At 36.8% G+C, this 26,961-nt stretch carries 29 protein-coding genes and 2 other annotated features; of the genes, 26 read left to right on the top strand and 3 right to left on the bottom strand.

Features of this window, described 5'->3' with window-relative positions; genetic code table 11:
• Positions 1 to 3 precede the first annotated feature (3 nt).
• The 17 genes from nrdR (at position 4) to rpmF (ending at position 12,674) form a co-directional block, all read left to right on the top strand.
• A complete protein-coding gene (nrdR, locus tag LfDm3_RS02510; RefSeq protein WP_010021591.1) occupies positions 4 to 495 on the top strand; it encodes a transcriptional regulator NrdR in 492 nt (163 codons plus the stop codon).
• Positions 492 to 1,835, top strand: coding sequence for a DnaD domain protein (locus LfDm3_RS02515; protein ID WP_039143904.1), 1,344 nt, complete (start codon positions 492 to 494; stop codon positions 1,833 to 1,835). The genes nrdR and LfDm3_RS02515 overlap by 4 nt, the downstream gene beginning before the upstream one ends.
• A 2-nt stretch (positions 1,836 to 1,837) precedes the next feature.
• Positions 1,838 to 2,764 (top strand): primosomal protein DnaI, encoded by a 927-nt coding sequence (dnaI, locus tag LfDm3_RS02520; protein WP_039143906.1) that lies wholly within the window; start codon positions 1,838 to 1,840, stop codon positions 2,762 to 2,764.
• Positions 2,765 to 3,024: 260 nt separating this feature from the next.
• A complete protein-coding gene (gene thrS, locus LfDm3_RS02525; RefSeq protein ID WP_039143908.1) occupies positions 3,025 to 5,004 on the top strand; it encodes a threonine--tRNA ligase in 1,980 nt (659 codons plus the stop codon).
• Between the two features lie 17 nt (positions 5,005 to 5,021).
• Positions 5,022 to 5,146: a sequence feature (ribosomal protein L20 leader region), on the top strand.
• Between the two features lie 38 nt (positions 5,147 to 5,184).
• A complete protein-coding gene (gene infC, locus LfDm3_RS02530) occupies positions 5,185 to 5,691 on the top strand; it encodes a translation initiation factor IF-3 (protein WP_010021584.1) in 507 nt (168 codons plus the stop codon).
• 41 nt (positions 5,692 to 5,732) lie between these two features.
• A complete protein-coding gene (gene rpmI / locus LfDm3_RS02535; RefSeq protein ID WP_010021583.1) occupies positions 5,733 to 5,927 on the top strand; it encodes a 50S ribosomal protein L35 in 195 nt (64 codons plus the stop codon).
• A 34-nt stretch (positions 5,928 to 5,961) separates the two neighbouring features.
• Positions 5,962 to 6,318: a 50S ribosomal protein L20 gene (gene rplT, locus LfDm3_RS02540; RefSeq protein WP_010021582.1), complete on the top strand. Its 357-nt coding sequence runs from the start codon at positions 5,962 to 5,964 to the stop codon at positions 6,316 to 6,318.
• Between the two features lie 102 nt (positions 6,319 to 6,420).
• On the top strand, positions 6,421 to 6,966 hold the full coding sequence (locus LfDm3_RS02545) for a YqeG family HAD IIIA-type phosphatase (protein ID WP_328284172.1): 546 nt from the start codon (positions 6,421 to 6,423) through the stop codon (positions 6,964 to 6,966).
• The gene (gene yqeH, locus LfDm3_RS02550; protein WP_039143912.1) at positions 6,966 to 8,084 is read left to right on the top strand and encodes a ribosome biogenesis GTPase YqeH; all 1,119 of its coding nucleotides are present in this window, start codon (positions 6,966 to 6,968) and stop codon (positions 8,082 to 8,084) included. The genes LfDm3_RS02545 and yqeH overlap by 1 nt, the downstream gene beginning before the upstream one ends.
• Before the next feature lie 12 nt (positions 8,085 to 8,096).
• On the top strand, positions 8,097 to 8,408 hold the full coding sequence (yhbY, locus tag LfDm3_RS02555; RefSeq protein WP_039143913.1) for a ribosome assembly RNA-binding protein YhbY: 312 nt from the start codon (positions 8,097 to 8,099) through the stop codon (positions 8,406 to 8,408).
• Between the two features lie 11 nt (positions 8,409 to 8,419).
• On the top strand, positions 8,420 to 8,989 hold the full coding sequence (locus LfDm3_RS02560; protein ID WP_082019953.1) for a nicotinate-nucleotide adenylyltransferase: 570 nt from the start codon (positions 8,420 to 8,422) through the stop codon (positions 8,987 to 8,989).
• Positions 8,982 to 9,581, top strand: coding sequence for a bis(5'-nucleosyl)-tetraphosphatase (symmetrical) YqeK (yqeK, locus tag LfDm3_RS02565; protein ID WP_039143916.1), 600 nt, complete (start codon positions 8,982 to 8,984; stop codon positions 9,579 to 9,581). Before LfDm3_RS02560 ends, yqeK begins: the two co-directional genes overlap by 8 nt.
• Positions 9,582 to 9,592: 11 nt before the next feature.
• Entirely contained in the window at positions 9,593 to 9,952 is a 360-nt protein-coding gene (gene rsfS / locus LfDm3_RS02570) for a ribosome silencing factor (RefSeq protein WP_039143918.1), read from the top strand.
• Position 9,953: 1 nt separating this feature from the next.
• Positions 9,954 to 10,691: a class I SAM-dependent DNA methyltransferase gene (locus LfDm3_RS02575; RefSeq protein ID WP_039143920.1), complete on the top strand. Its 738-nt coding sequence runs from the start codon at positions 9,954 to 9,956 to the stop codon at positions 10,689 to 10,691.
• Between the two features lie 5 nt (positions 10,692 to 10,696).
• Positions 10,697 to 11,815, top strand: coding sequence for a nucleotidyltransferase (locus LfDm3_RS02580; protein ID WP_225349313.1), 1,119 nt, complete (start codon positions 10,697 to 10,699; stop codon positions 11,813 to 11,815).
• Positions 11,816 to 11,897: 82 nt separating this feature from the next.
• On the top strand, positions 11,898 to 12,452 hold the full coding sequence (locus tag LfDm3_RS02585) for a YceD family protein (protein ID WP_039143925.1): 555 nt from the start codon (positions 11,898 to 11,900) through the stop codon (positions 12,450 to 12,452).
• Positions 12,453 to 12,494: 42 nt separating this feature from the next.
• Positions 12,495 to 12,674 (top strand): 50S ribosomal protein L32, encoded by a 180-nt coding sequence (gene rpmF, locus LfDm3_RS02590; protein WP_010021570.1) that lies wholly within the window; start codon positions 12,495 to 12,497, stop codon positions 12,672 to 12,674.
• Positions 12,675 to 12,760: 86 nt separating this feature from the next.
• Here the strand turns inward: rpmF and yidC are convergent, their stop codons facing one another.
• On the bottom strand, positions 12,761 to 13,726 hold the full coding sequence (yidC, locus tag LfDm3_RS02595) for a membrane protein insertase YidC (RefSeq protein WP_039143927.1): 966 nt from the start codon (positions 13,724 to 13,726) through the stop codon (positions 12,761 to 12,763).
• Between the two features lie 70 nt (positions 13,727 to 13,796).
• Positions 13,797 to 14,081, bottom strand: a complete 285-nt coding sequence (locus tag LfDm3_RS02600; protein WP_039143928.1) for an acylphosphatase — start codon at positions 14,079 to 14,081, stop codon at positions 13,797 to 13,799.
• A gap of 85 nt (positions 14,082 to 14,166) precedes the next feature.
• Between LfDm3_RS02600 and LfDm3_RS02605 the strand changes: the two genes are divergently transcribed.
• From LfDm3_RS02605 to greA, 8 genes are all read left to right on the top strand, one after another.
• Positions 14,167 to 14,934 carry a TrmH family RNA methyltransferase gene (locus LfDm3_RS02605; protein ID WP_010021566.1) on the top strand — a complete coding sequence of 256 codons (768 nt, stop codon included), beginning with the start codon at positions 14,167 to 14,169 and terminating at the stop codon, positions 14,932 to 14,934.
• Between the two features lie 87 nt (positions 14,935 to 15,021).
• Entirely contained in the window at positions 15,022 to 15,504 is a 483-nt protein-coding gene (locus LfDm3_RS02610; RefSeq protein WP_010021565.1) for an HDIG domain-containing metalloprotein, read from the top strand.
• 17 nt (positions 15,505 to 15,521) lie between these two features.
• A complete protein-coding gene (locus LfDm3_RS02615; protein ID WP_010021564.1) occupies positions 15,522 to 15,860 on the top strand; it encodes a winged helix-turn-helix transcriptional regulator in 339 nt (112 codons plus the stop codon).
• A gap of 29 nt (positions 15,861 to 15,889) precedes the next feature.
• Positions 15,890 to 16,087, top strand: a binding site (T-box leader).
• Between the two features lie 39 nt (positions 16,088 to 16,126).
• The gene (gene pheS / locus LfDm3_RS02620; protein ID WP_039144011.1) at positions 16,127 to 17,164 is read left to right on the top strand and encodes a phenylalanine--tRNA ligase subunit alpha; all 1,038 of its coding nucleotides are present in this window, start codon (positions 16,127 to 16,129) and stop codon (positions 17,162 to 17,164) included.
• Positions 17,165 to 17,178: 14 nt separating this feature from the next.
• Positions 17,179 to 19,590, top strand: a complete 2,412-nt coding sequence (pheT, locus tag LfDm3_RS02625) for a phenylalanine--tRNA ligase subunit beta (RefSeq protein WP_039143929.1) — start codon at positions 17,179 to 17,181, stop codon at positions 19,588 to 19,590.
• Positions 19,591 to 19,603: 13 nt separating this feature from the next.
• Positions 19,604 to 20,731 carry an endolytic transglycosylase MltG gene (gene mltG, locus LfDm3_RS02630; protein WP_052236580.1) on the top strand — a complete coding sequence of 376 codons (1,128 nt, stop codon included), beginning with the start codon at positions 19,604 to 19,606 and terminating at the stop codon, positions 20,729 to 20,731.
• A gap of 12 nt (positions 20,732 to 20,743) precedes the next feature.
• The gene (udk, locus tag LfDm3_RS02635; RefSeq protein ID WP_010021558.1) at positions 20,744 to 21,418 is read left to right on the top strand and encodes a uridine kinase; all 675 of its coding nucleotides are present in this window, start codon (positions 20,744 to 20,746) and stop codon (positions 21,416 to 21,418) included.
• Positions 21,419 to 21,481: 63 nt separating this feature from the next.
• Positions 21,482 to 21,958: a transcription elongation factor GreA gene (gene greA, locus LfDm3_RS02640; RefSeq protein WP_010021557.1), complete on the top strand. Its 477-nt coding sequence runs from the start codon at positions 21,482 to 21,484 to the stop codon at positions 21,956 to 21,958.
• Positions 21,959 to 22,005: 47 nt separating this feature from the next.
• Here greA and LfDm3_RS02645 read toward each other — a convergent pair whose 3' ends face one another.
• Positions 22,006 to 24,642 carry a YfhO family protein gene (locus tag LfDm3_RS02645; protein ID WP_039143930.1) on the bottom strand — a complete coding sequence of 879 codons (2,637 nt, stop codon included), beginning with the start codon at positions 24,640 to 24,642 and terminating at the stop codon, positions 22,006 to 22,008.
• Positions 24,643 to 24,792: 150 nt separating this feature from the next.
• Between LfDm3_RS02645 and LfDm3_RS02650 the strand changes: the two genes are divergently transcribed.
• Positions 24,793 to 26,856 (top strand): peptidoglycan D,D-transpeptidase FtsI family protein, encoded by a 2,064-nt coding sequence (locus LfDm3_RS02650; RefSeq protein ID WP_039143932.1) that lies wholly within the window; start codon positions 24,793 to 24,795, stop codon positions 26,854 to 26,856.
• Positions 26,857 to 26,961: the final 105 nt, after the last annotated feature.

The raw sequence follows: 26,961 nt of genomic DNA on the forward strand, positions 1-26,961 counted from the left end.
AAAATGCAATGTCCACGATGCCATCATATTGGTTCAAAAGTTTTAGAAAGTCGTCGTGTTAAAGATGGCGAAAGTATTCGTCGGCGAAGAGAGTGCGAAGAATGCGGATTTCGCTTCACTACTTTTGAAATCATTGAATCCACGCCACTGTTAGTTGTAAAAAAGAATGGTGATCGAGAAGAATTCAATCGCTCTAAAATTTTAAGAGGAATCGTAAGATCTTCTGAAAAGCGACCAGTTTCTATGGAACAGATGAATCACATTGTTGATAAAGTTGAAAAAATTGCCTATGACGCTGATGATGGTAGTCATGAGGTTTCAAGCCAGACAATTGGTGAGGGTGTTATGAAGGGATTAAAAGAGGTTGACGAGATTGCCTATATTCGCTTTGCAAGTGTTTATCGACAGTTTAAAGATATGTCTGTCTTTTATAACAAACTCAAAGAATTGATGGATGATGAAGAAGAGAATAACGAGGATAAGAATAAAGAATGATCAACGGAATTAATCCTAAAAGTGACTTTGAAGTTTATCGAAAACGACCAATTAGTAACGTTGAACGCCATTATATTGACTTATTGTACATGCCAATCATTGGGAAAAATGCGTATGCTTTATACAATTTTTTATGGTTAGTTGATGATAGTCGGCACGTTAACTTTGAATTAATGTCTGATTTGGGAATTGATGCCAAGGAACTTCAGGATGCATTGATGAAGCTTGAAGGTACTGGATTACTTAAAACATACCTGGATCATTCTGATGAAATGGGATTATACAAGTATGATGTTGTTACTCCCTTGGAGCCTGATTTGTTTTTTAATGATAGTTTGCTTAGTTTACTATTATTAGAAATGGTGGGCGAAGATCGTTATTTACAACTATCGGATCAGATGCTACCGAAACAATTGGACTTTAGTGATTTAGATGATCAAACTCATAATTTTTTACAGGTATTTTCCGTTAATAATAATCGGGTAAATAACCAACCCAATGTGATTAAAAAGGTCAAAGATAAAACCAGTCAAGTTGAAGATCAATCCAATGACAAACTCCAAAATGATCAATTTGATTTTAAGTTATTATTGAATATTTTAGATAACTCCTTTGTTGAAACCGAGAGCATTAAGAAGTATGAAACGTTATTAAGTAACACCAATCGTTTATACGGAATTAGTGAAATCGAGATGGCCCAATACGTTGAAAAAGCTAGTAATTTAGTTAATAATCGCTTTGATCCCCAAAAGTTTAAGATTTTAGTTTCAAGAAGAAATCAAATGAACGTTAAGAATTCAAACGATAGATCTAACCAAACTGCTGAAGCGGTTAAGGGTAAATCAGATTTATCATCTCAAGAACAACAGTTGGCGCAAATTGCGGAGACTTCCGCTCCGGTTGATTTTCTTGATTCTTTAAAGAATGAGAAGGGTGGATTCACGACTTCTGCGGAAGAACGAATTTTATCGGAATTAGTTAACCGTAATACGTTAAGTAACGGTGCCATTAACATGCTTGTTTATCATATTTTAATTGATGAGGAGAAACCAACTATCAATAAAAATTTGATTGATACCATTGCTAATGATTGGTCACAAAGAAAAATTAATGGTGCTGCGGCAGCAATTAATGACATTAAGCATCATCAGGAAAATCAAGTTCAGAGTAAAGGTAATAGAAAAAGAAACTATAGAAAACATGGAAACGTCAGAGAAACTCTTCCTGATTGGGCAAAGCCAGGAAAAGCAAAGCAAAGTGATAAGCAACTTTCTGATGAACAACGGAAACGAATTTCGGAAAAATTAAAGTCATTGAATAAAAAGTCAGGAGATGAATAAACATGAAAAATGTTAGTGATGAAATGAGTGAGTTGATGAAAAAGAAAAATCTCAATCAGAATTACCAACAATTAATGAATTCTGTTTATTCTGATCCGGACGTAAAACAATTTTTAAAAGAACATAAAAAAGAGCTTAGTGATGACGTAGTGAAACGGTCGGCTTCTAAATTGTATGAGTTTGTAAATGAAAAGAAGAAATTAAAAGATGGTAATGAAAACTTTGCGAAGGGTTATCAACCCACGTTAGTTTTAAGTGATCATCTAATTGATGTTTCTTATCGACCAACTCAAGCATTGATTAATAAACAGAAGCAGGAACAATTTGCTTCTCGAATTAAATCCATTTCAATGCCAAAGGGAATCAAGAAAGCAAGTCTTAGTAATTATGATCAAACGGCTGATCGGGCTGAGGCGCTTGAGAAATCCCTTGACTTTATTGAATCATATGAGGACAATCCCAAGCAATTTCAGCAGGCATTGTACTTGTATGGTCCATTTGGAGTTGGGAAGACCTATCTACTTGGAGCAATTGCTAACCGATTAGCATCAGATGGCTTTAGTACTGTTTTGATTCACTTTCCTAGCTTTGCAGTGGAAATTAAAAATGCAATTGGAAATAATCAAGTTGGTGGAAAACTTGATGAAATTAAAACCGCGCCGATTTTGATGATTGATGATATTGGGGCGGACTCGATGTCATCTTGGATTCGGGATGATATCCTTGGCGTAATTTTAGAATATCGAATGCAAAATGAACTTCCGACTTTTTTCAGTTCTAATTTTTCGATGGATCAATTGGAAGAAGAGCATCTAAAAATCAATTCGCAGGGTGATGACGAACCCTTGAAGGCCAAGCGTTTGATGGAACGGATAAAATTTTTATCAAGGCCAGTCGAATTAAACGGCAGAAACCGACGGAATAAATAAGGATTATTCTTGACATGAAACAAGTCGTTGTTTAGACTGATAGTTGTTAAGGATATGAGTAATTACAAGATTCACAGAGAGGATAGGTTTTCTGGAAACTATCTGTTTGGAGTAATTGACTTACCGCCTTTATTTAATGACATTAATAATAGGTTTTAAACGAGATGTCCAGTTTATGGACGAATTTGGGTGGAACCGCGCTAAATGGCGTCCCTAGTATTTATTTACTAGGGACTTTTTTTATGAAAGGAATGAATAGAATGGCTAAATTATCATTTGAATTTCCAGATGGCAACAAGAAAGAATTTGATTCTGGTGTAACTGCTGAAGACATTGCTAAGTCAATTTCAGTTAGTTTGGCTAAAAAAGCCGTGGCTGCTAAATTGGATGGTAAAATGATTGATCTAATGCAACCCTTAGACCAAGGTGGCAAGATTGATATTATTACCTCTGGTTCGGATGAAAGTCTTCAAATTTTACGACAAGGTGCTGCTCAATTGCTAGAGACAGCGGTAAAAGAGAAGTATCATGATATCAGAATTGGTGAAATTTCCGCTGATAAGGATGGTTTCTTTGTTGACACTGATAAGGAAGATCGTCAGGTTAGTTCAGATGAACTTGAAGAATTAGCTTCTAAAATGAAAAAAATCATCAAAAACAATGCAACGGTTAACAGAGTTTACTTAAGTAAAGATGATGCATTAAAAGAAGTTGATGGAGATCCTTACCAAGCTAAATTAATTGCTAAAATTGATTCAGATAACATTCTTTTTTATAGCATTGATGGTGTCAAAACATTAGCACAGGGTGTTGTTGCTCCAAGTCTAAAAGATCTTAAGCACTTTAAGTTATTGTCAGTTGCTGGTGCTTACTGGGAAGGTAAGTCATCAAACCCAATGCTTCAACGAATTTATGGAACAGCTTTCTTTAAAGCAGATGCTTTGGATGAGGATTTAAAGCACCGTAAAGAAGCTAAGGAACGTGATCATCGTGTGATTGGGAATAACCTTGATCTGTTCTTTGTTGATCCTAAGGTTGGTGCAGGACTTCCTTATTGGATGCCAAAGGGTGCTACGATTCGTCGAACCATCGAACGTTATATTACTGACAAGGAAATTGCACATGGTTACCAACATGTTTACACTCCAGTCCTAGCTAATCTTGACTTGTACAAGCAGTCTGGTCACTGGGATCATTATCGAGATGACATGTTCCCACCAATGAAAATGGATGATGACGAAATGCTTGAGCTTCGTCCAATGAATTGTCCATCACATATTCAAATTTATAACCACCATATTCGTTCATATAAGGAACTACCATTACGAATTGCTGAATTAGGAATGATGCATCGATACGAAAAATCTGGTGCTCTTAGTGGTTTACAACGAGTTCGTGAAATGACTTTGAATGATGGTCACACTTTTGTTGCTCCAGATCAAATCCAAGAAGAATTTAAAAAGATCTTGAATTTGATGATGGAAGTTTACCATGACTTTGATATTAATAATTATACTTTCAGATTAAGTTATCGTGATCCTAAGAACACTAAAAAGTACTTTGATGATGATGCAATGTGGAATAAGGCACAAACAATGTTAAAGGGTGCTATGGACGATTTAGGCCTTGATTATGTTGAAGCGGAAGGTGAAGCGGCCTTTTATGGTCCAAAACTTGACGTTCAAACTAAGACGGCTCTTGGAAATGAAGAAACTTTATCTACCATTCAGTTAGACTTCATGTTGCCAGAACGATTTGATCTTCACTATGTTGGAGAAGATGGGAAGGAACATCGTCCTGTTATGATTCATAGAGGGATTGTTTCGACAATGGAAAGATTTACAGCTTATCTAATTGAGATGTATAAGGGGGCCTTTCCAACCTGGCTTGCACCTGATCAGATTCAGATCATCCCGGTCAGTGATGACAAACACGGTGATTATGCACGTAAGTTAAACGAAAAATTCCGTGCCTTAAAATTACGTTCCAACGTTGACGAACGTGGTGAAAAGATGGGCTATCTAATTAGAGATGCACAAACTAAGAAGATTCCATATACAATTGTTGTTGGTGATGATGAGATTAAGAACAATACGGTCTCAGTTCGTAAATATGGTGAAGATAATAGTAGAGATATGTCGATCGATGACTTTATCTCTGAAGTTCTTCATGATATTGCTACCTATTCTAGAAACGATGACGATGATGCTAAATCAAAGTCTGTTGACAAAGTTAAATAAGATTGGTACGATAGTATAGTCAAAAGCAGAAGCTTCCCGCTTCTCGCCTGAGTGATTTTGATCGCTGGGCAATCTACGAATGAAAGTCCTAATATTTTTAGGTGTAGCGGGTGCTTTGTGGCATCCGCTATTTTTCTGCTTAAAATTACTTGGAGGTGAATTACCATAGCAAGAGATAAGATGGTTAACGAGGGCATCCATGCCCGTGAATTGAGATTAATCGGTGCTAATGGAGATCAATTAGGAATTAAATCTACTAAGGAAGCTTTAGCAATTGCTGAAGAGGCTAATTTGGATTTAGTTGTAGTTGCTCCTAAGGCTAAACCACCCGTAGCTAAAATAATTGATTACGGGAAGTATCGTTTTGATCGTCAAAAGAAAGAGCGTGAAGCTCGTAAGCGTCAAAAGACGGTTAGCGTTAAAGAAATTAGATTAAGTCCTACAATTGATAGTAATGATTTTAATACTAAGCTCAAGAATGCAAAGAAGTTCTTAACAAAGGGCGAACGTGTTCGTGTTTCTATTAGATTTAAGGGACGTGCCATTACTCATAAAAGTATTGGAAGAGATGTTCTTAATAAGATGGCTGAGGCTACTTCTGATGTTGCCGATGTTACTCAACGAGCAAAGATGGATGGCCGAAGTATGTTCTTAATGCTTGCACCAAGTAAGAATGAAAAGAAATAATTCAGTGAGCTGAGTTATGAATCGATGAGGAGGAATATAATATGCCAAAATTGAAATCAAATCGTGCTGCTGCTAAACGTTTCAGAAAGACTGCTAATGGTGGCCTAAAGAGTGGTCATGCCTACACTAGTCACCGTTTCCACGGTAAAACTAAGAAGCAACGTAGACACTTACGTGGAACACGTATGATGGCTAAGTCAAACTTGAAGACTTACAAAGAATTACTACAAAAATAAGCGAATAATATAGTTTGTATAGGGGGATTTTAATATGCCACGAGTAAAAGGTGGAACTACCACACGTAATCGTCGTAAACGTGTTCTTAAATTAGCTAAAGGATATCGCGGTGCTAAGCATCGTTTGTTCAAAACTGCTAAAGATCAAGTAATGAAGTCACAAGAGTATGCCTTTCGTGACCGTCGTGCCAACAAGGGTAACTTCAGAAAAATTTGGATTGCTAGAATCAATGCCGCTACTAGAAACAACGGTTTGAGTTACAGTAAATTCATGCATGGATTGAAGCTTGCTAACATTGATATGAACAGAAAAATGTTGGCTGATTTAGCAGTTAACGATGCGGATGCTTTCTCTGCACTAGCTGAAAAAGCCAAAGCAGCATTAAAATAAGCTAAAAAACTTTCACCGCTTTTGTTTGGTGGAAGTTTTTTTATCGGATTGGGATGCTCCCAATCTATACATAAATGATTTAAAATAGAAACATCAATTCTTATTTACAGAGAGGTTTATATGCTATCATTATTCAAACCAACTTGGATGGTTAATAATATTTATCAAATTTCCCCAGAAAAACTTAAAAGTTATGGGATTAGTGCGATTTTAACTGATTTAGATAACACTCTAATTCCATGGAACAATCCTGAGGGGACCGTTCAGTTACATGAATGGTTAGAACGAATTCGTGATTATGGGATCAGAGTAATCGTTGTTTCTAATAATAATCGCGAACGGATTGAAAAAGCGTTGAATAGTCTTCAATTACCATTTGTAGCCCGTGCTTTAAAGCCACTAACTTTTGGTATTTTACGGGCCCTTAAAACGTATCATTTAAAGCGCAGTCAAGTTGTGATGGTTGGTGATCAGATTTTAACGGATATTTGGGCAGCTAATAATACTAGAATTCGAAGTATCTTAGTAAAGCCCTTGGTTACTTCAGATGCATGGAATACGCGTATTAATCGCTTTTTTGAGGCCTTTGTTTACACTAAATTGATGCGCAAGTATGATGATTTGAAGTGGAAGGATGATATTGATTAATGAATAACGATGAAAGTAAGGAACCCCTATATTGTATCGGATGTGGAGCAGAGATTCAGGATACTGATCCAGATTCCGTTGGTTATACCCCAACTTCTGCTATTAAGAAAGGAATCGATTCCGGGAAATTGTATTGTCAACGCTGCTTTAAATTGCGTCACTACAATCAAATTGAACCGAGTCGTGTTTCTAACGATGAATTTTTAAAATTATTGAGTAAAATTAGTGAAACTAATTCACTGGTAGTATATGTAGTGGATGTTTTTGATGTTGATGGAAGTATGATTCCTGGAATTCAACGTTTTGTGGGCAAAAACCCAATCATTCTAGTTGGTAATAAGTCTGACTTACTTCCATCGTCTTTTAACCATAATAAAGTTAAGGATTGGTTGCGGCAGATGGCCAATAAAAACGGGATTCGCCCTATTGATATTGAATTGGTTTCGGCTAAAACCAATCAGTCTGTGGATGATTTACTAAAGGCGATTTCCAAGCATCAAAAAGGTCGTAATGTCTACGTTGTAGGTGTGACGAATGTCGGAAAATCAACTTTAATTAATCAGATCATTCAACAAAGTACCGGCGAGAAACAGGTTATTACGACTTCTAAGTTTCCTGGTACGACACTTGATTTAATTAAAATCCCTTTAGAAGATGGAAAGGAACTAATTGATACGCCAGGAGTAATTCATGAGGGACAGATGGCGCATTACTTAGGTTCTAAAGATTTAAAGTATGTTTCACCACAGAAAAGAATTAAGCCTAAAACTTATCAATTAGATCCAGGACAAACACTATTTTTAGGTGCAATTGGACGGTTTGACTTTATTTCTGGTGAACGCCACGGATTTACGGTTTATGCTGATAATAATTTAATGATTCATAGAACTAAATTAGAAAATGCAGATGAATTTTTTGATAAACATGCTGGGGAACTTTTAACCCCACCTACTGAAAAAGATAATGTGGTAGAGTTACAAAGGCATGAATTTAAAGTTACTGATAGAAGTGACTTAGTAATTGAAGGATTAGGATGGATTACCGTACCAAAGGGATCAACGGTAGCGGGATATGCACCTAAGGGTGTTTCAGTGTTGATTAGGAAAGCAATGTTTTAGGAGTATTTAATGATGGATTTAAAGGGAAAACAAAAACGATTTTTGAGATCAAAGGCCAATCATATGCGTCCTATTTTTTCGGTTGGTAAGAATGGATTAGATCAAACGTGGTTGGATGAAGTAGAAAACGCGGTTGATAATCGGGAATTAATTAAGATTAACATTCAACAAACTGCCGATGTTGACGTTAAGGACGTAAAACAATTTATTGAAGAAAACTCTGACATTCAAATTGTTCAGACCATTGGAAAAACTCTCTTATTATTTAAGGAGTCTAGTAAAGAAAGTTCACGTAAGTTATCAGTTGAAGTATCTGATTTATAGGAGATTGATAAATGCGTAAAAGGATTGGAATCTTAGGGGGAACTTTTAATCCGATTCACTATGGACATTTAATTATGGCTGAGCAGGCGTTGACGCAATTAAGCCTTGATTCCGTGTTGTTTATGCCGGATTATCTTCCTCCACACGTTGATCATAAAACGGCCATCGACGCTCAAGATCGGGTGAATATGATTAACTTGGCGATTAAAAATAATTCTAAATTTCAGATTGAATTGATTGAAATAAAGCGAAGGGGAAAAAGTTACAGTTATGATACCCTAAGTGAATTGAAGCAGTTGCATCCAAACGTTGACTATTACTTTATTGTTGGTGGTGATATGGTTGAATATCTGCCAAAGTGGTATCGAATTGATGATTTGATAAAAATGGTTAAATTTGTGGGAGTTAATCGTCCAGGAAATTCCAAAGGAACTGATTATCCCGTTACTTGGATTAATTCTCCTGAGGTTGCAATTTCATCGTCGCTCATTCGGTCAAATATCAAAAATGGAAGTAGCGTTCGATATTTATTGCCAGACGAGGTTTTACATTATATTGAGGAGCATCATTTATATGAATAAGGAAAAATTAGATTATCAAAAGTATTCTAAGTATAACCGAGACCAAATTATTGCCAAATTAAAGGACACATTAAAAGACAAACGGTTTCAACATTGTTTAAGAGTTGAAGACACGGCCATTGATTTAGCAAAAAGATTTGATGTTGATCCTACACTTGCTGGACTTAGCGGTTTGGTTCATGATTACGCTAAACAGCGTCCTGATTCAGAGTTCATCGATATTATTAAATCGCACCATTTAAATCCCGAATTGCTTAACTATGGCAGATCAATTTGGCATGGTTATGTTGGTTATTTGATCGTTGAGTCTGAACTTGGAATTCATGACAATCGGATTCTTAACGCCATTAAATATCATACAATTGGATCTCCATATATGGATAAGATTGCACAAATTACCTATATGGCTGATTACATTGAACCTGGTCGTGAATTTGATGGGGTAGGTGAAGCTCGGAAAATTACCCGCCAAAACCTATGGGATGGTGTGAAATACCAAACTAAGAGTACCATTTCATATTTGGCAAATAATGGAAAAGCAATTTATCCTGGAGCAATTTCAACTTTTAATGTGATTGTTGCTGGAAAGTAGTAGGAGATATTATGAATAATATGAAAGTTTTACAAGGGATTGTTGAGACAGCTGACAGCAAACGAGCTCACGATATCGTTGTGCTAGATATTGAAAAGTTGTCATTGGTTGGACGTTACTTTGTCATTATGGATGCGCCAAGTGCCCGTCAAGTAAAGGCCATTGCCAATGATATTATTGATAAATTGGATGAAGAAAACGTAGAAGTACTTCGTGTTGAAGGATTGAATAGTGGTGCGTGGGTCTTAATTGATTTGGGTGACATCATTGTTCACATCTTTAAGAGTGAACAACGAGCCTTTTACAATTTAGAAAAATTGTGGTCTGATGCACCTAATGTTGATGTTACCGATTGGATAAGTGAAGACTAGCATGATTTATGGGGAATTTGCATCATTTTATGATGAACTATTCGACAATGAATTATATAAAAAGTGGTGTAACTTTGTAGTGAGTAATGTTCCTAAAAGTGCTCGGATCTTGGATTTAGCTTGTGGAACTGGACGACTATTAGTTCAATTGAAAAATGCCGGTTATCAAGTTGCTGGCGCTGATTTATCTGATGACATGTTAGCGATTGCGAATGACCACTTGAATGAAAATGGAATTTTTGATGTTGAGTTAATTAACGCTAACATGCTTGATCTAGATGGATTACCAAAGTATGGGGCAATTACGTGTTTTGATGATTCAATTTGTTATTTAGCAAACATTGATCAAGTTATGCAGATGTTTGCTCAGGTGAGAAATCATTTAAGTAGCAATGGTAAGTTTTTATTTGACGTAATTACACCTTATCAGACTGATATTGTTTATCCCGGCTACATGTTTAATACTAATGATGGTGACCATGCTTTTATGTGGAATACTTTTATTGGTAAGGTTCCACATTCGGTCGAACACGATCTATCATTTTTTGATTACAATCATGAGCTTGATGCTTTTGATGAATATAATGAGACACATAAGGAACGAACTTATTCACTGGTTGAATATCAGGACGCTTTAAAGTCTGCCGGATTTAATAATGTTCGGGTAAGCAGTGATTTTGGTAATGATGAAGTTCATGATGATACGACGCGATGGTTTTTTGTATGTAGCGAGGAATAATAGTGATGAAAGCGATGGGGATAATATCGGAATATGACCCGTTTCATAACGGACATCTTTATCAATTACAGCAGGCTAAACAATTGACTCATCCAGATGCTACCATTGTCTTTATGAGTGGTAATTGGACCCAGAGAGGGGAACCTGCGATCTATGATAAATGGGTGAGAGCCCAAATGGCCCTAGAAAATGGAGCGGATCTGGTGATTGAGCTTCCAATCGTGGATGCTGTTCAACCTGCTAGTATTTTTGCTCAGCGAGCGGTTAATCTTGTAAGTAGTATGAAGTGTTCATATTTATCCTTTGGTAGTGAACACAGTGATTGGAATTTTATGAAATTAGCAACTGTTACCATTGGGGAATCTAATGAGTTTCATGATTATCGCTATACTTATCCTGAATTATTTCGGCGTACTGTTAAAAAACAGAGTGGGATTGACCTTAATCAGCCAAATGATACGTTGGCATTTTGGTATGCTAAGGCTAATCGGCAATTGAGCTGCCCGCTAAAGCTCATTCCAATTAAACGTTATGCAAGCGAACATAATAGTGATAAGCTAGCGGGTAAGATTGCTAGTGGCAAAGCGATTCGTTCTGCAATTCGTTCTCATGATGATTCCTATCAAAAATTTATTCCTCGTTCCTCAGTTCATATTGAAACTGAAAATCCTCTTTTCTGGTCAGATTTTTGGCCTTATCTGAGGTATGAATTAACCCAGAGTAGTTTGTCTGATTTAGGACGGATTTATCAAATGAGGGAGGGGCTCGAGTATCGGTTAAAACGAGCTGCCATAAAAGATCAAACTTATGATTCTTTTATTACTGATATTAAAACTAAACGATACACGTACACACGCCTCCAAAGATTGTTGGTCTACACGTTGTTTCAAATGACAGAAGCAGAAATGGCGAATTCTAGGCAAGCCATCCGTGTCTTGGGAATGAATCAGAATGGTCGAAATTATTTGAATCAAGTTAAAAAGACGGTTAGATTTCCAATTGTTGACCGAATTGGAAAAGATGCCTTTAATAAGACGTTAGAGATAGAATGTCATTCAGGAATTTTATATGGAATGTTGAATGGTAGAGTTCAGGATAAGTTCACTCATCCCATTATGATTTAGGCGATTGTGCTATCAAGCACAGAGCCTTGACAATAAAAATTATGGTATGTATAATTAATCGTGTTGCATTGGAGGTTTAATTATGAAGTGGTCATTTGAAAAGCTCCTTGGATATAAGAGAGAACCGTTTACGACTCATGAAACGGTGGATTTAAAAGATGATTTGATTCATCGATATCCAGAAACAATTCTAGACTCCACTCCCTTTGAAGTTACTGCTAAAGCAACTCCCGATAATGGGGACATCATTATTGATGCAGACGTAAAGGGAAGTGTGACAGTTCCTTCTTCACGATCGTTGACGCCAGTTAAGTTACCCATGGATTTTCACATTAGTGAGATTTATGTATTAACTGAGACGGCACTTAATCGATATGACAATGAAGAAGTTGTATTAATTGTTGGTGATAGCGGCCTGATTGATTTTGATAAGGCCGTTGCTGATAATGTAATTGTAAACATTCCAATGCAGGTTCTTTCACCTGAGGAACAAAATGGCAAAGGGATGCCTAAAGGGAATGACTGGGAGGTTATTTCTGAAGACGATTTTAATCGTCAGGAGAAAGAAGATAAAAATGTTGATCCACGTCTTGCAAAATTAAAGGATTTCAAACCTTCAGACGATGACAAGACTTAAAAATTCACTAGTGGAAATCAAATTAAGAGGAGGTTGTGAATAATGGCTGTACCAAAGAGAAAGACTTCTAAAGCAAGAAGAAACATGCGTCGTTCGCATGACAGTTTATCAGTTCCTGGCATGAGTCCATGTCCTAACTGTGGTGAACTACGTAAATCACATTTTGTATGCCCTAACTGTGGCTACTATGATGGCAAAGAAGTAGTTGCCAAAAAAGGTTAATTAAAAAAGAACTTCAAAAACACCATGGGTTTTTGAAGTTCTTTTTTTGTATAAAAAAACCGACAAATTTTTGTCGGTTCTCTGAGTTATTCATCGTGATGATGTTGTTGCTTTCCAGCATTTCGTTTTCGGTTATTTTCGTGTTCTTCTTCAACTTCAGTTTTAGCAGAACTTTTATGGTTGTTAGAAGTGGTGTCTGAATCTGGCTCGCTACCAGTCTCGATTTCTTCTTCTAATTCTTTTGGAATAACAACTTTGGGTGGGTTTTGTTTTGCCTTTTCATTAATTTGCTTCCTGATTCGAGGACGGGAAAGGTTAATAATAAAAGTTTGAACACAAGCAAATAATCCACCAATAAAGAAGTAAATTCCTAGTCCAGCAGGGGATGATAAGGTAACAAATAAGATCATAATTGGACTAATTAACATCATAATAGCCATTTGCTTTTTTTGCTCTTTGGGAATTCCCACGGTGGAAAGATAACCTTGAAGAGCATATGCTACAAATGAGAGAATTGCCAATATAATACTAGATTGTCCCAGCTTAATTCCCATGAAAACAGTGTGGGAGACTTCGGGTGAGTAACGAATGGCAGCATATAAGGCAGCAAAAACGGGCAATTGAATCAAGAGTGGTAAACATCCAATCCCGCCGGTCATGCTAATGCCATTATCCTTATAAAGTTGCATCATTTGTTGATTCAAGGCAACTTGTTGTTCCTGAGTGGTGGCTTTCTTTAAAAGCTGCTGAATTTTAGTCATTTGTGGTTTGACCAAATTCATCTTTTCTTGCTGAATCGTCGACTTCTTCATCTGACTAATCATCATTGGGAGAAGGAGAGTTCTAACGATTACAGTAATGGCAATCAATGCCCAACCATAACCACCAACATATTGAGCCAACCAGTCCATAACATGTTGTCCTGGAATTGCTAGATAATGATAAACAAATCCAAATGGACGACCCTTAGAATCCGTTCTTACACATCCAGTTAGAAATATTCCAACCATTGCAATAAAACCGAAAAGGCCCAGTTTCTTAATTTTTTTCATTTAGTTAACTCCTAACTTTTAAGTGACATGTTACATATTAACCTAATCGGCGTATTTCATCAATTTCAAGTTATATTTTCATTTTAAATGAACGAGGATGTTGGTTAAGTTTAACCGGTTGTACCTTTACGTTTTGAATTTGAGCAAAGCTATTAGGCGAAGTTTTGATCTCATTGATAAATTTATCGAGATTTTGTTTAGAGCCACTTGCAATAATTAAAACATTTCCATTTGCCATGTTTTTAACACTGCCACTGATTGAGTAATGTTCAGCAATTTCCTTGGTACTATATCTAAATCCAACTCCCTGCACGAGTCCTGATACAGTTATTTTGACCGATTGATTGTTTAACAAATTAATCTCCTTAAAAGCTTAAGCTATGACTGTGATATGATGAAGACAACTATCTCAATTCTAATTCATTTGAAAGGGAATATAAATGGAAAGAATTAATTCTAAACAAAATCAAACCATTAAAGAAATCAAAAAATTGCACACGCATAAGGGTCGCCAGAAGAGTGGTGAATACTTAATTGAAAGTTGGCACTTGGTGCAAGAAGCCATTAATTATCTTAATTTAAATCAAGTAGTGACCATCTTGGCTACCGAGGACCAGTATTTAGCCCATGGTGATGATCTTTCTGGTGAGAATATTATTGTCATATCGGATGAAATTGCGGCCGAATTGAGTGATACTTCGACGACTCAGGGGATTTTTGCCGTATGTAAAATTGAGGAGCAAAGTTTTAACGTTCAAAAAGACAGTGGAGCTTGGCTATTACTTGATAACGTCCAAGATCCAGGCAACATTGGAACGATGGTGCGAACTGCCGATGCAGCTGGGTTTGCTGGTGTTATTTTTGGTGATGGAACTTCTAGTGAGTATAATGGTAAAGTTTTGCGTGCAATGCAGGGCAGTCAATTTCATCTGCCTGTAATTCGGATGAATTTAAAGAAAGCCATGGAAATATTTAAAGCACAACACGTTAAAATATACGGAACCGAGTTAAATCCAGATGCAATTAATTATCAAGATGTCCAGCCAATGGATAATTTTGCCTTAATTATGGGTAACGAGGGAAATGGAATGAATAAAGACTTACTAAAAATGACTAATGATAACTTATACATTCCCATTAAAGGAAATGCAGAGTCATTAAATGTTGCCATTGCGGCTGCGGTTATTATGTTTCGCATTAAAAGCTAAATTGTTTATTAAGGTAAGGCTTTATCATTGAACATGACTTGTCTAATTATGTAGAATTAACGTAGAGACAGATTGGAGTAATGTAAAATGGAAACTGAATCATGGAAAAATGACCCTGAGTATGTTTCAATTATTTCTGATTTATTAGAAAGTCCTCAGATTCAAAAATTGGGTGATTATACCCAACATCACCACTCGACTAGGCTAAAGCATTCAATTGCGGTATCGTACGAGAGTTATAAAATTGCTAAAAAAATGAATTTGGATTATCGGGCAGCTGCCCGTGGTGGTTTATTACATGATCTCTTTTATTATGATTGGCGGACAACCAAATTTGATTTAGGAACTCATGCTTACATTCATCCCCGAGTGGCACTTAGAAATGCCAAGAAAATTACTGACATCACACCTAAAGAACAAGATATTATCTTAAAACATATGTGGGGACTAACCCTTGCAAGACCAAAATACATGGAAAGTGTGATTGTTTCCTTGGTTGATGATTATTCTGCTGTTGATGAGTTCTTTTCACCAATGAAGAAAAAGGTCAGAGGTTTGTTAAAAAGATAAGTTAGGAGGATGTGAAGATGAATTTTACTGATAAAGAAATAATTCATTTATGTCCTAAGTTTCAGGTCGCTTTTCAAATTCTAGGAAAGAAGTGGAATGGTTTAATTATCGAATCATTTTTGTTGGCGGGGCCACTTCGCTTTCGTGAATTAGCTAACAAGGTTGAAGGTTGCAGTGATCGTGTTTTAACTGAACGTTTAAAGGAGTTAGCTCGTGAAGGAATTGTTGAAAAGCAAGCTGGTAGTAACTCAGGAGTTGCTCATTATCAATTAACCACTAAGGGAGAAGAATTACGGCCTATTATGAAGGAAGTTCATGGTTGGTCAGACAAGTGGTGCGACCCTGATAAAGCTTGACCATGTTGCTAAATTGCTATAATATTTAAATAAATACAATGATAAAAGAAGTAGTAGATCGGTTTATACAGAGAGTTCAAATTAGCTGAGATTGAACGTTACGATTGAATTCGCTTTTTGATGTTAGCATTGAATATTAAAAATGTTCGGTTGATGTCGTTATTCATCATCTATAAGTGCACACTTTAGTGTGAATTTGGGTGGTAACGCGATGCTTCGTCCCTTTGATTGGGGACGAAGCTTTTTTTATGGAAACGGAGGTTGTCATGGCTTTAAAGGAAGACTTGGAACAAATTAAAACAAATGGCTTACAAAGCATTAAAGCAGCTCAAGATGGAAAAACTTTAAATGATTTAAAGGTCAACTTATTAGGGAAAAAAGGATCAATTACTAAGGCACTACATGGAATTTCTGAATTGCCAGTTGAAGAAAGACCTAAGATTGGTAGTTTGGCAAATAAATTAAGAGATGAACTCGCAAAAACAATTGATTCTAAAAGGGCAGAATTAGATCAGGCAGCCTTAAATCAAAAATTAAAGGATGAAAAAATTGATGTAACTCTTCCAGGTGATTCAGTTCCAAAGGGACATCCTCATGTTATTCAACAGATCATCGATGAGATTGATGATATTTTTATCGGAATGGGATACCAAGTTCTTTCTGGTCCTGAAGTTGAAGAGGAAGTTTATAATTTTGAAATGATGAACTTACCTAAAAACCATCCGGCTAGGGACATGCAGGATACTTTTTATATTACTAAAGACATTCTTATGAGAACTCATACATCACCAATGCAGGCCCGTGCTCTTCAAAAACATGATTTTACTAAGGGACCATTAAAAATGGTTTCACCGGGGGTCGTTTATAGACGTGATACTGATGATCCGACTCATTCGCATCAGTTTCATCAAGTAGAAGGAATTGTGATCGATAAACACATCACGATGGCTGATCTTAAGGGAACCCTTGAAGTGATGACTCATAAACTTTTTGGTGATAAATTTCAGGTTCGACTGAGACCTAGTTATTTCCCCTTTACGGAACCATCAGTTGAGGCAGACATTACCTGCTTTAATTGTAACGGTAAGGGATGTGATGTATGCAAAGGCACTGGTTGGATCGAAGTTCTTGGAGCCGGCATGGTACATCCAAACGTCTTAAAAATGGCTGGAGTCGATAGTAATGTATATGGTGGTTTTGCATTCGGAGTTGGACCAGATCGTTTTGCCATGTTGAAATACGGTGTTGATGATATTCGTGACTTCTACCTTAATGATTTAAGATTCTTGTCACAGTTTGATTAAAGGAGGAAATAAATTTGCTGATATCTTATGAATGGTTGAAAGATTATGTTCAAATTAAGCTTTCTCCCGAAGAACTAGCTAATAAAATTGAGAAAACGTCCGTTGAGGTTGATTCTGTTTTTAAACGGAGTGATGGACTTAAAAAAATCGTGGTTGGTCAAATTTTGTCCATTAAAGATCATCCAGATGCCGATCATCTTCATATTACACAAGTCGATGTTGGTGAAGATGAACCCATTCAAATTGTTTGTGGTGCTCCAAACGTTGAGATCGGTAAAAAAGTCATTGTTGCCTTGTCAGGTGCCCGAATTGCGGATAATGTTAAAATCAAGAAGTCTAAAATGCGTGGTGTTGAATCAAATGGAATGCTATGTGCGCTTGATGAGATTGGCTTTGATAAATCAATCATTCCTGATGAATGGAAGGACGGCATTTATTTCTTGCCAGATAACGCTAGGGTTGGCGATGAAGTTTATAACTATCTAGGAATGAACGAATCCCTAATTGACCTAGACGTTACGCCTAATCGTGGTGACATGTTGAGTGTTCGTGGTACGGCATATGATTTGGGCGCCGTTTTTGATGAAAAAGTTAATTTCATTGAGCATGCTAGTGCACCCACTGGGACCCATGACACTGACGAACTTATTTCGGCAAAAGCAGATCCTAACTTAGCTCCAATTTATAAGCTGAAAGTTGTCGAAAATGTGGATGTGAAGCCAAGTCCATTGTGGCTCCAGATTAAGTTATGGAATTCTGGTATTAAGCCGATTAATAACATTGTTGATATTACTAACTTCATCATGGTTAAAGTTGGGCAACCAATGCATGCTTATGATTTGGATAAGTTGAATTCAAAGGATCTTGAGGTCAGAAATGCTAAAGATGGTGAAGTAATTACTACCTTGGACGGAAATGATCGAAAGTTAACCAGTACTGATGTTGTAATTGCGGATGATAAACCAATCGCACTCGCTGGATTAATGGGTGGTAAGGACACGGAAGTAACGTCTGAGACCAAGAATATTGTTTTTGAAGCGGGTGTCTTTGATCCCGTTAAGACACGAAAAATGGCCCAGAAACAGCTTCTCCACACGGATGCCTCGCAGCGTTTTGAACGTGGAGTTGACCATGGAAACGTTGAAGCAGCCCTTGAGTATGCCGCTGGGATGGCAGAAGACCTGGCCAACGGTGAGTCGGAACAAGGCGTTGTTAATGGTAGTAATGAAGAAGTTCAACCACGTGTCATTTCAATTTCGGCTTCTTATATTAACCATGTCCTCGGCACGAACCTTAGTGTTAAAGAAATTGTTTCAATTTTTAAACGTTTAGGATTTGGTGTAGAAGAATCCGGTGATAATCTGACTGTCACGGTTCCAACTAGATGCTGGGATCTTAAAATTGATGCTGATCTAGTTGAAGAGGTAGCTCGAATATATGGATATGATAACATTCCGTCTACATTACCAATTACTCAGACAACTGAAGGCGGATTAACCCCCAAACAAGAAATGATCAGGAAATCAAGGGAAACGCTTGAAGGACTTGGACTAACTCACGCAATGTCTTATTCATTAACTACTCAAGAAAAAGCAAAAATGTTTATGTTAAGAACTAGTTCAGAAACCCCATTACAGTGGCCCATGACTGAAGATCATGCTATTTTAAGAATGAATTTGATTTCAGGTTTATTGGATGACGTGGCTTATAATCAGGCACGAAATGTTTTGAACGTACCACTTTATGAGCAAGGACGGGTCTTTTACAAACAAGATGAAGATCAGGTTCGACCTGATGAAGTGGAACATATTGCTGGTGCCATTTCTGGATCACTTGTTGCTAATAGTTGGGACCAAAAGGCCAAGCCAGTTGATTTTTATCAAATTAAGGGAATTCTGGAAAAGTATTTGGCAAGCCTTTCTTTAAAGGGACATATCACTTATGTTTCTACGGACAAAATGGCCGATATGCATCCTGGTAGAACCGCTCTGATTAAACTAGATGACCATCTTATTGGATTTATTGGTGAAGTTCATCCTAAAGTTGCTAAGCAATTTAAGATTAAGGAAACCTATGTTTTTGAACTAGATCTTGATTATTTATATACAGCACCAAAATCGGGCCAACAATATCAAAAGGTCGGTCAATACCCAGCAATTCACCGTGATATTGCCATGTTAGTTGATGAGAACGTTACGAATGCTGATATTAATAAATTAATTACTAGAAGAGGCGGCGCATACTTACAAGATGCTACCGTGTTTGATGTATACCAAGGTAGTAATGTCCCTGAAGGTAAAAAATCAATTGCATATTCTTTGACATTTGAAGATCCCAACGCCACCTTAAAAGATGAGACTGTTGATAAAGCAGTAGATAAAATTCAAAAGCGCTTAACTAACGAGTTAAACGCTGAGATTAGATAAAGGCGGATTTGTAATGGATGACAAAAAGAAACGTTTAAAGGGTGTCATTTTGAAAGCCAAGACCAGTTCGTTTGGCAAGAAAATTATTTATTCAGTGATTGTAATTATTGTGATTTTAGTCATTGCAATTGTGTTAATTGGTCATCATTACTTCAAAACATCCCTTCAACCACTTGATCCCCATGATCAGCAAGTGACCCAAGTCGACATTCCCAGGGGATCATCTACCAAAAAAATTGGTGCGATCTTACAAAAATCGAAAGTGGTTAAAAGTGGAATGGTGTTTAATTACTACGTTAAGTCTCACAATATTACTAATTTTAAGTCCGGATATTATCAATTGAAGCCTTCGATGTCTTTGGATAACATTGCGCAGAATCTCCAAAAGGGTGGAAGTTCTGAGCCAATTCAAAGTACCAATAGTAAACTAATCATTCCTGAGGGTGATAACATTGATCAAATTGCGGATATCATTGCTAAGAATACCGATTTCTCTAAAGATGAGTTTCTGTCCCTTATGAAGGACCGTAAGTTCTTTGATGCCATGGTACAAAATTATCCTGAGCTGTTAAGTTCAGCTAAAAATGCAAAAGACACTCGCTACTTTTTTGAGGGGTATCTGTATCCGGCAACTTACCCGGTTCCAAAACATTCATCGTTAAAGATGTTGGTGAGTTTGATGCTTGCTAAGAGTAACGCAATGTATCAGCCATATTATCAACGAATGAAAGATCAAAAGTTAACGGTACAACAAACCCTGACTTTAGCTTCATTGATTGGACGGGAAGGCGTTAGCCAGGATGATCGCAATAAGATGGCTGGGGTACTTAGAAATCGAATTGAGAAGAAAATGCCACTCCAATCAGATGTAGCTGTTTTATATGCACTTCATAAGAATACTAAGACCCTTTCTAAACGTGACCTGACGGTTAATTCTAAATATAATCTTTATATCAACCAGGGATTTGGACCTGGTCCGTTTGATAGTCCTTCATTAAGTTCAGTTCATGCGGTTTTGTATCCAACGGATATGGATAAGGGATACTTGTATTTCTTGGCTGATAACAAGACCAAAAAGATTTATTACGCTAAAAACTTGAAAGAACAACAAAATAACATTAAAACTCACATTAATCGGTAGTGGAGGAGAGACATGGTGAAAAAGAAGGAAAGACCAGTTATTATTGGGGTCACTGGTGGTTCTAGTAGTGGAAAAACGACGGTTAGTCGTGCAATACTGCACCGTTTGTTAGGGCATTCCATTGCAATTTTGCAACAAGATTCTTACTACAAGGATCAAGCTAATATGACGATGGATGAAAGAAGACAAGTTAATTATGATCATCCACTAGCTTTTGATACCGATTTGATGGTTAAACAATTAAAGCAACTTTTAAATTATGAATCAATTGAAAAACCAGTTTATGACTACTCTAAGTTCACGCGGAGTAGCAAGACGATTACTCAGGAACCGCGGGATGTCATCATTGTTGAGGGCATTTTGATTCTCGATGATAAAAGATTACGTGATTTGATGGACATTAAAGTGTACGTTGATACCGATGCCGACATTCGGGTAATCAGAAGAATTCAAAGGGATACAAGTGAACGGGGACGGTCACTTGATTCAGTAATTCAGCAGTACTTGGCAACGGTTCGTCCAATGCACCTTCAATTTGTTGAGCCGACGAAACGGTATGCTGATATAATTATCCCTGAAGGTGGAAAAAATCAAGTGGCAATTGACTTACTTGTTACTAAAATTCAGTCGATTTTAAATGACATTGGTGATGATCCAATTAGTAATGCAATTGATACGACAATCTAGTTAAGTTGCTAAATCTTGATTTAAATGGTATTTTAATTTTGAATAAATTAGTGAGGTGTAAGAATGGCTGAAGATGAAATGTATCCAATGACGCAAGAGGGTAAGGAAAAGCTTGAAACTGAATTAAAGGATTTGAAAGTTAATCAGCGTCCTAAGATTGTTGATCGAATTAAAGTTGCTAGAAGTTATGGTGATTTATCTGAGAATTCTGAATACGAATCAGCAAAGAATGAGCAAAGCATGTTAGAAAGTCGAATTGCTACGGTTGAACACATGCTCCAATATGCTCAGGTTGTTGATAAAGAAGAAACCGATGAAGATGAAGTTACGGTCGGAAAAGAAATTCAGTTTAAAGAATTGCCCGATGAAGATCCTGAAACGTTTAAAATCGTTGGAGCCGCTGAAGCAGATCCAATGAGTGGAAAAATTTCAAATGATTCTCCGATTGCCCAAGCTTTACTTGGACACAAAGTAGGAGAGAATGTTGATATTGATATTCCCGCGGGCGTTATGCACGTTAAAATTTTATCAGTTAAATAATTGTGCAATTTAAATAAGACAATCGTCTTAACTGACGATTGTCTTATTTATTTACGTAATTTTTTGAATCTGGTTTGGACAAGTAATATAAGTAACGTTAGCACACTTACCAAGATTCCAAGGTTTAAAAATGTTGGCCAATATGAAAGCTGAATGTTTTGCTTGCCCTTACCAATTTTTATGGCAATAAAGTAATTATCCCATTTGGTAAGAGGATGATTTTTTCCGTTAACTTTAGCGTGCCATCCCTTTGAATAAGGGATACTTGAAGCCACAACGGACTTTGAATTGTTGGTATCGATAATGGCATTAACCCTTCTTGAATTAGGACTAGTAACCTTGATCGATCCTGCTTGGAGTTGACGGTCAGTCTGCTTAAAAAGAGAATTATTTAATTGGTAGAGAGTAAAATTCTGAAGCCACAACGATGATTTCTTGAATTGGATTTTAACGTCAACAACTTTGTCCTTTGATTGGTTGGCAATGTTTATCACCTTGATGGAATTTGATTCGGGACTAAGTGATAATTGATTACCATTTACGAATAAATCACACTTGCTATTTTGCATTTCAGTACCAAGGGTCAAATAGTAGGAGTCATTAGTCTGTGGGTTAAATTCGAGTTCTAATGATGCCGGCTTGAGTAGGTTAACTTTATTAAAAGTCGTACCAGTTAATTGGTTATGTTTAGTTACATTGTTATATCTCACGTTGTCAAAGTTGCGGTTTGAAAAAAGGTTCCTCCTAACACTTTGGTTACCGGTTAGATTGGACCACAACTCTGACTGATATTGGATTGGATCGGCACTAGTAGCCTGGCTCGTAATTGCCTGCTTACTAGCACTAAATAGCATTGGCAGGGCGTACTGGTTTTTATATAATGAGAATCCCGCGACATTATTTTGATATTTATAAGCGGCTTGATCATATCTTTCAGGGAACTCGCGAATCCCAGGAACGTCAACGGATGCAGTCAATGGGCGAGCAATATGATAATTCATGGATAATAACGCGTCCGAAACCATGGTTCCACTAGAATATTCAATGACTCCGTCTCCATTTGGTTGACCAAGATTACCGATCAAGTTCGACATTTGAGGATTCATAACGGAAGAAAATAGAGACGCACCGTTGAAGCCAAAGTTAAACGGATCATTTTTAGTGCGGGAAAAATCTTTATTGATACGAAAAAGCTGGTTAGAAGATTTGGCATGAAGATTCGTGGTTACTTGGTTTAGTTTTGTCACGTAACCTCGGTATTCAACGTTACTTAAATATGAAATGTTGTCTAGTGATAGGAAAAGATTAGTGGCAATACCAAAAATGACCAATGAAAAAATACCAGCATTAAACCATTTTTCTTTGCGGAATGGAGTTATTAAGACAATTAGTGAAGCTAATATCATTAATCCTTCAATTGTCACTGTGTACCACTTTAAATAGTTATATTTGGGAATTCTAAGGCAAGTGTATCCAATCATTGCTATTAAGATTATTATTATGATCCAAAGGCCTTTTTGTGTGAGGTTGATGGATCGAATGTGCTTTAAACTTGTTAAGGTAACCATAATTAACCAGAAGCAAATTACAAATGAAAAGCGGTATGGATACCATATTGGAAATTGAAAGGCGTGCCAGAATAGATTAAGTGGTTCAAAACAAGCTGACAAGATGAGAAAAATTGTCATTATGAAAGTGGCGAATCGAAGCCTTTTAGAAAAGGTTCGATTAATAAAAAACAATAAAAATAACACTAGGATCATTGAAGAAACAAAAATGTTTGGTAGTCCATTCGGCATTTGATCAAAGTTAAATGATCCAGGAGTTAACTTGGTGACAATGTCTAAAATGGGGTATTCAAACTTAAAATTTAATTTAGACGAGAATCCTTGTCCCTTTGAATTAAGCAAAGAGTAAAAGACAGGGAATAAGATGAAAGCAGCTAGTCCAACGGAAATGATTCCGTTGATAAGAAGTCGTAGTAGTTTAGTGGCAGCTTCTTTGATGCTCTTGGCATTAACAGCTAAATAATAAATTGTTAATAAGATGATAAAGATGGTGATCATATAAGCCATGTAGTAGTTGATGATTAACATGGCAGTGTAAGAAATGATGAACAGTGCCGAATGCTTATTTTTTAAAAGTTGAGAGAGCCCTAATGTAATTAAGGGAAGCAAAATCATGGCGTCTAACCAAATAATGTTTAAGTTGTTAGCTACCATCCAACCATTTAAAGCGTATGCGGTTGCAAATGATGATGAAATTAACCATGATTTGGTAAGCTTGAGCTTCTTTATGAGAACGCTGAAAGTGAAGCCGGATAGGCCAATTTTGATTAAAAGAAGAAATAAGATTCCGATTGGTAAATTGTCATTACTGAAGAAAAGCAGAATGAGATTTAAGGGACTCATTAAATAGTATGCCCATGTTCCAATCATTTCATTTCCTAAACCATTCGAAAAAGAGTAAAAAATAGATGATGGATGTTGTAAAATTGCTCTTCTAAAGTAAGCAAAAAAATCAATGTATTGTTGGCCTAAGTCAACCGTTAAAATCGTGTTATTGCCGAAGGGAGCCATATTGCGATATACTGCATATAATGCCATAATGACTAGTGGTATCAAAAAGCCTAGAATTAATGACAAATTCTTAGACAAAATTTTTTTTATTTTTTGGTTAAGCATTTGATTACCTCATTAATTTATCAAACTGGTGAATTATAATGGAATCAGCTTGATTGTTTTTCTAGTAAATAGGTTATCATACATGAATTAAAAAAAGCGTCATAAATAATGAATTCGAGTTATTAATGTTAGTTAAGGAGCGTTAGCGTTGTGAAAAACTTTTTTGATCGGTTATTTAGGAGAAGAAGCCGTGGTTCAAGCCGTCGAAACGGTAATTCCAAGATCCCGTTTAGATTGAATTTTATTTTTGCTATTGTGGGAATATTGTTTGCGGTTTTGGTCTTTCGTTTAGCATACATGCAAATTTTTCAGGGGTCAGTATATAAGTCAGATGTTAATCAAAGTGATAATTCAGTGAAATACGGAAACGTTCCTCGTGGAATGATCTATGATTCAACGGGGAAGGTTTTAGTTGGGAACAAAACTCATCGAGCTATCACTTATACTAAGGGCTTAAGTGTCATGCCACAGGAGATTTATAATAATGCCAATAAGCTTGGTAGTTACATTACCATTCCAACCAAGACACTTACTAAGAAACAAATTGGTGAATATTACTTAGCTGATAAAACTAATTTAACCAAAGCAACGAAGGCCGTTCCTAACGGTGAAAAATTAGCACCTCAAGCTGCTTACGATAAAGCCTTAGATATGATTCAGGATGGCAAGCTTATTAAGGTTACACCTCAAATGAAGAACGCCGCTGCTATTTTTACTGAAATGAGTGGGGCTTATCAATTATCAACCACCAATATTAAAACTGATGGGGTAAGTAACAAGGAAATTGCTGAAGTAGGTGAACACGCTGCTGAAATGCCCGGAGTTCAAGTTGGAACGAGTTGGTCGCGTGATTATCCATCTGGTAATGAAATTCAGAGCATTGTTGGAAACGTGTCCTCTAGTAAAACGGGATTACCATCTGATCGGGTTAATGAATTATTAGCTGAAGGATATTCGAGAAATGATTCCGTTGGTCAAAGTAATTTGGAACAACAATATGAACCAGTTTTGAGAGGATCAAAATCACAGACTGAAGTAAAAGTCGGTGGTGATAATAAGATTGTTAAAGAGGTTAAGAAGTATCCTGGCCAGCGTGGTCAAAACCTTCAACTTTCCATTAATTCCAAATTTCAGAATAAACTCCAAGATCTAGTAAAGGGTTCTGAGTCAGGAGGAGTTGGTAATTCAACCGGAGCTTATGCGGTCGTCATGAATCCCAAGAATGGTGCAGTTATTGGAATGGCTGGAGTAAATCGTGATCCTAAGACTGGGAAAATCACGCCAAACGAATTAGGAACGATCAACAGTGCTATCGTAATGGGATCCGTCGTAAAGGGTGCTATGGTATCTGGAGCATTGATGGATAAAGTTATTACCCCAAATAGTAGTACGATGGAAGATATGCCAATTGATATTGGTGGAGCTAAAAAGAGTTCGTGGTTTAATAAGAATGGGGAAGCTAACATGTCCGTTAATGCTCAAGGGGCACTGGAAGTTTCATCGAACTCATACATGATGCAGCTTGCTATGAAGGAAGGCGGCTTTAAGTATAAGGCCGGGGGTTCGTTAAACATGAGTCCTAACGTCTTTAACACTGAGCGAAATTACTTCAATCAATTTGGATTAGGAGTTAAAACCGGAATTGATTTACCTGGTGAAACTGCCGGAATTCAAGGACCATCAACCTTTGCTAACATTGGTAAAGCACTTGATGAATCGTTTGGTAACTATGATTCATACACTACGATTCAGTTAGCTCAATATATGTCAACAATTGCTAATGGTGGGTATCGGATGAAACCCCATGTTGTTCAAAACGTAAGATCAACTAACACGAAGAATGGCCAACTTGGGGCCGTTCAAAATACCACAATGCCGACAGTGCTAAATGAAATTCCAATGACTCCAGCAGAGCGAAACGTTGTTACGCAAGGACTATACCAGGTTGTTCATGGTACCAATAAATACAAGACTGGTGGAGATCTATCCAGTATCTCTCCAGAGGTTTCTGCGAAAACTGGTACTGCTCAGACCTTTTATGAAGGTAAGCCAACGGTTACTTTAAGTTTGGCATCATATGCACCTTCAAAGGATCCTCAAGTGGTGGTTGCCCTTGCAATTCCAAATCTACCTGTTAATGCTGAAAATAATAACTTGAATTTAGCTAAACAAATTTATCAAGCATACTGGTCAGATGTTCAGAACAAGCCTTAGTTGCTGTTAAGGGAAAATACTTAACATTATGTTAAAAGGACTGGATATCTAAGTTTAAAGATGTTAAGATTATGATTGTTGAGTTAGTTAAAAAAACGAATATGT

The sequence above is a fragment of the Fructilactobacillus fructivorans genome (genome assembly GCF_000814735.1).
Lineage (GTDB): Bacteria > Bacillota > Bacilli > Lactobacillales > Lactobacillaceae > Fructilactobacillus > Fructilactobacillus fructivorans.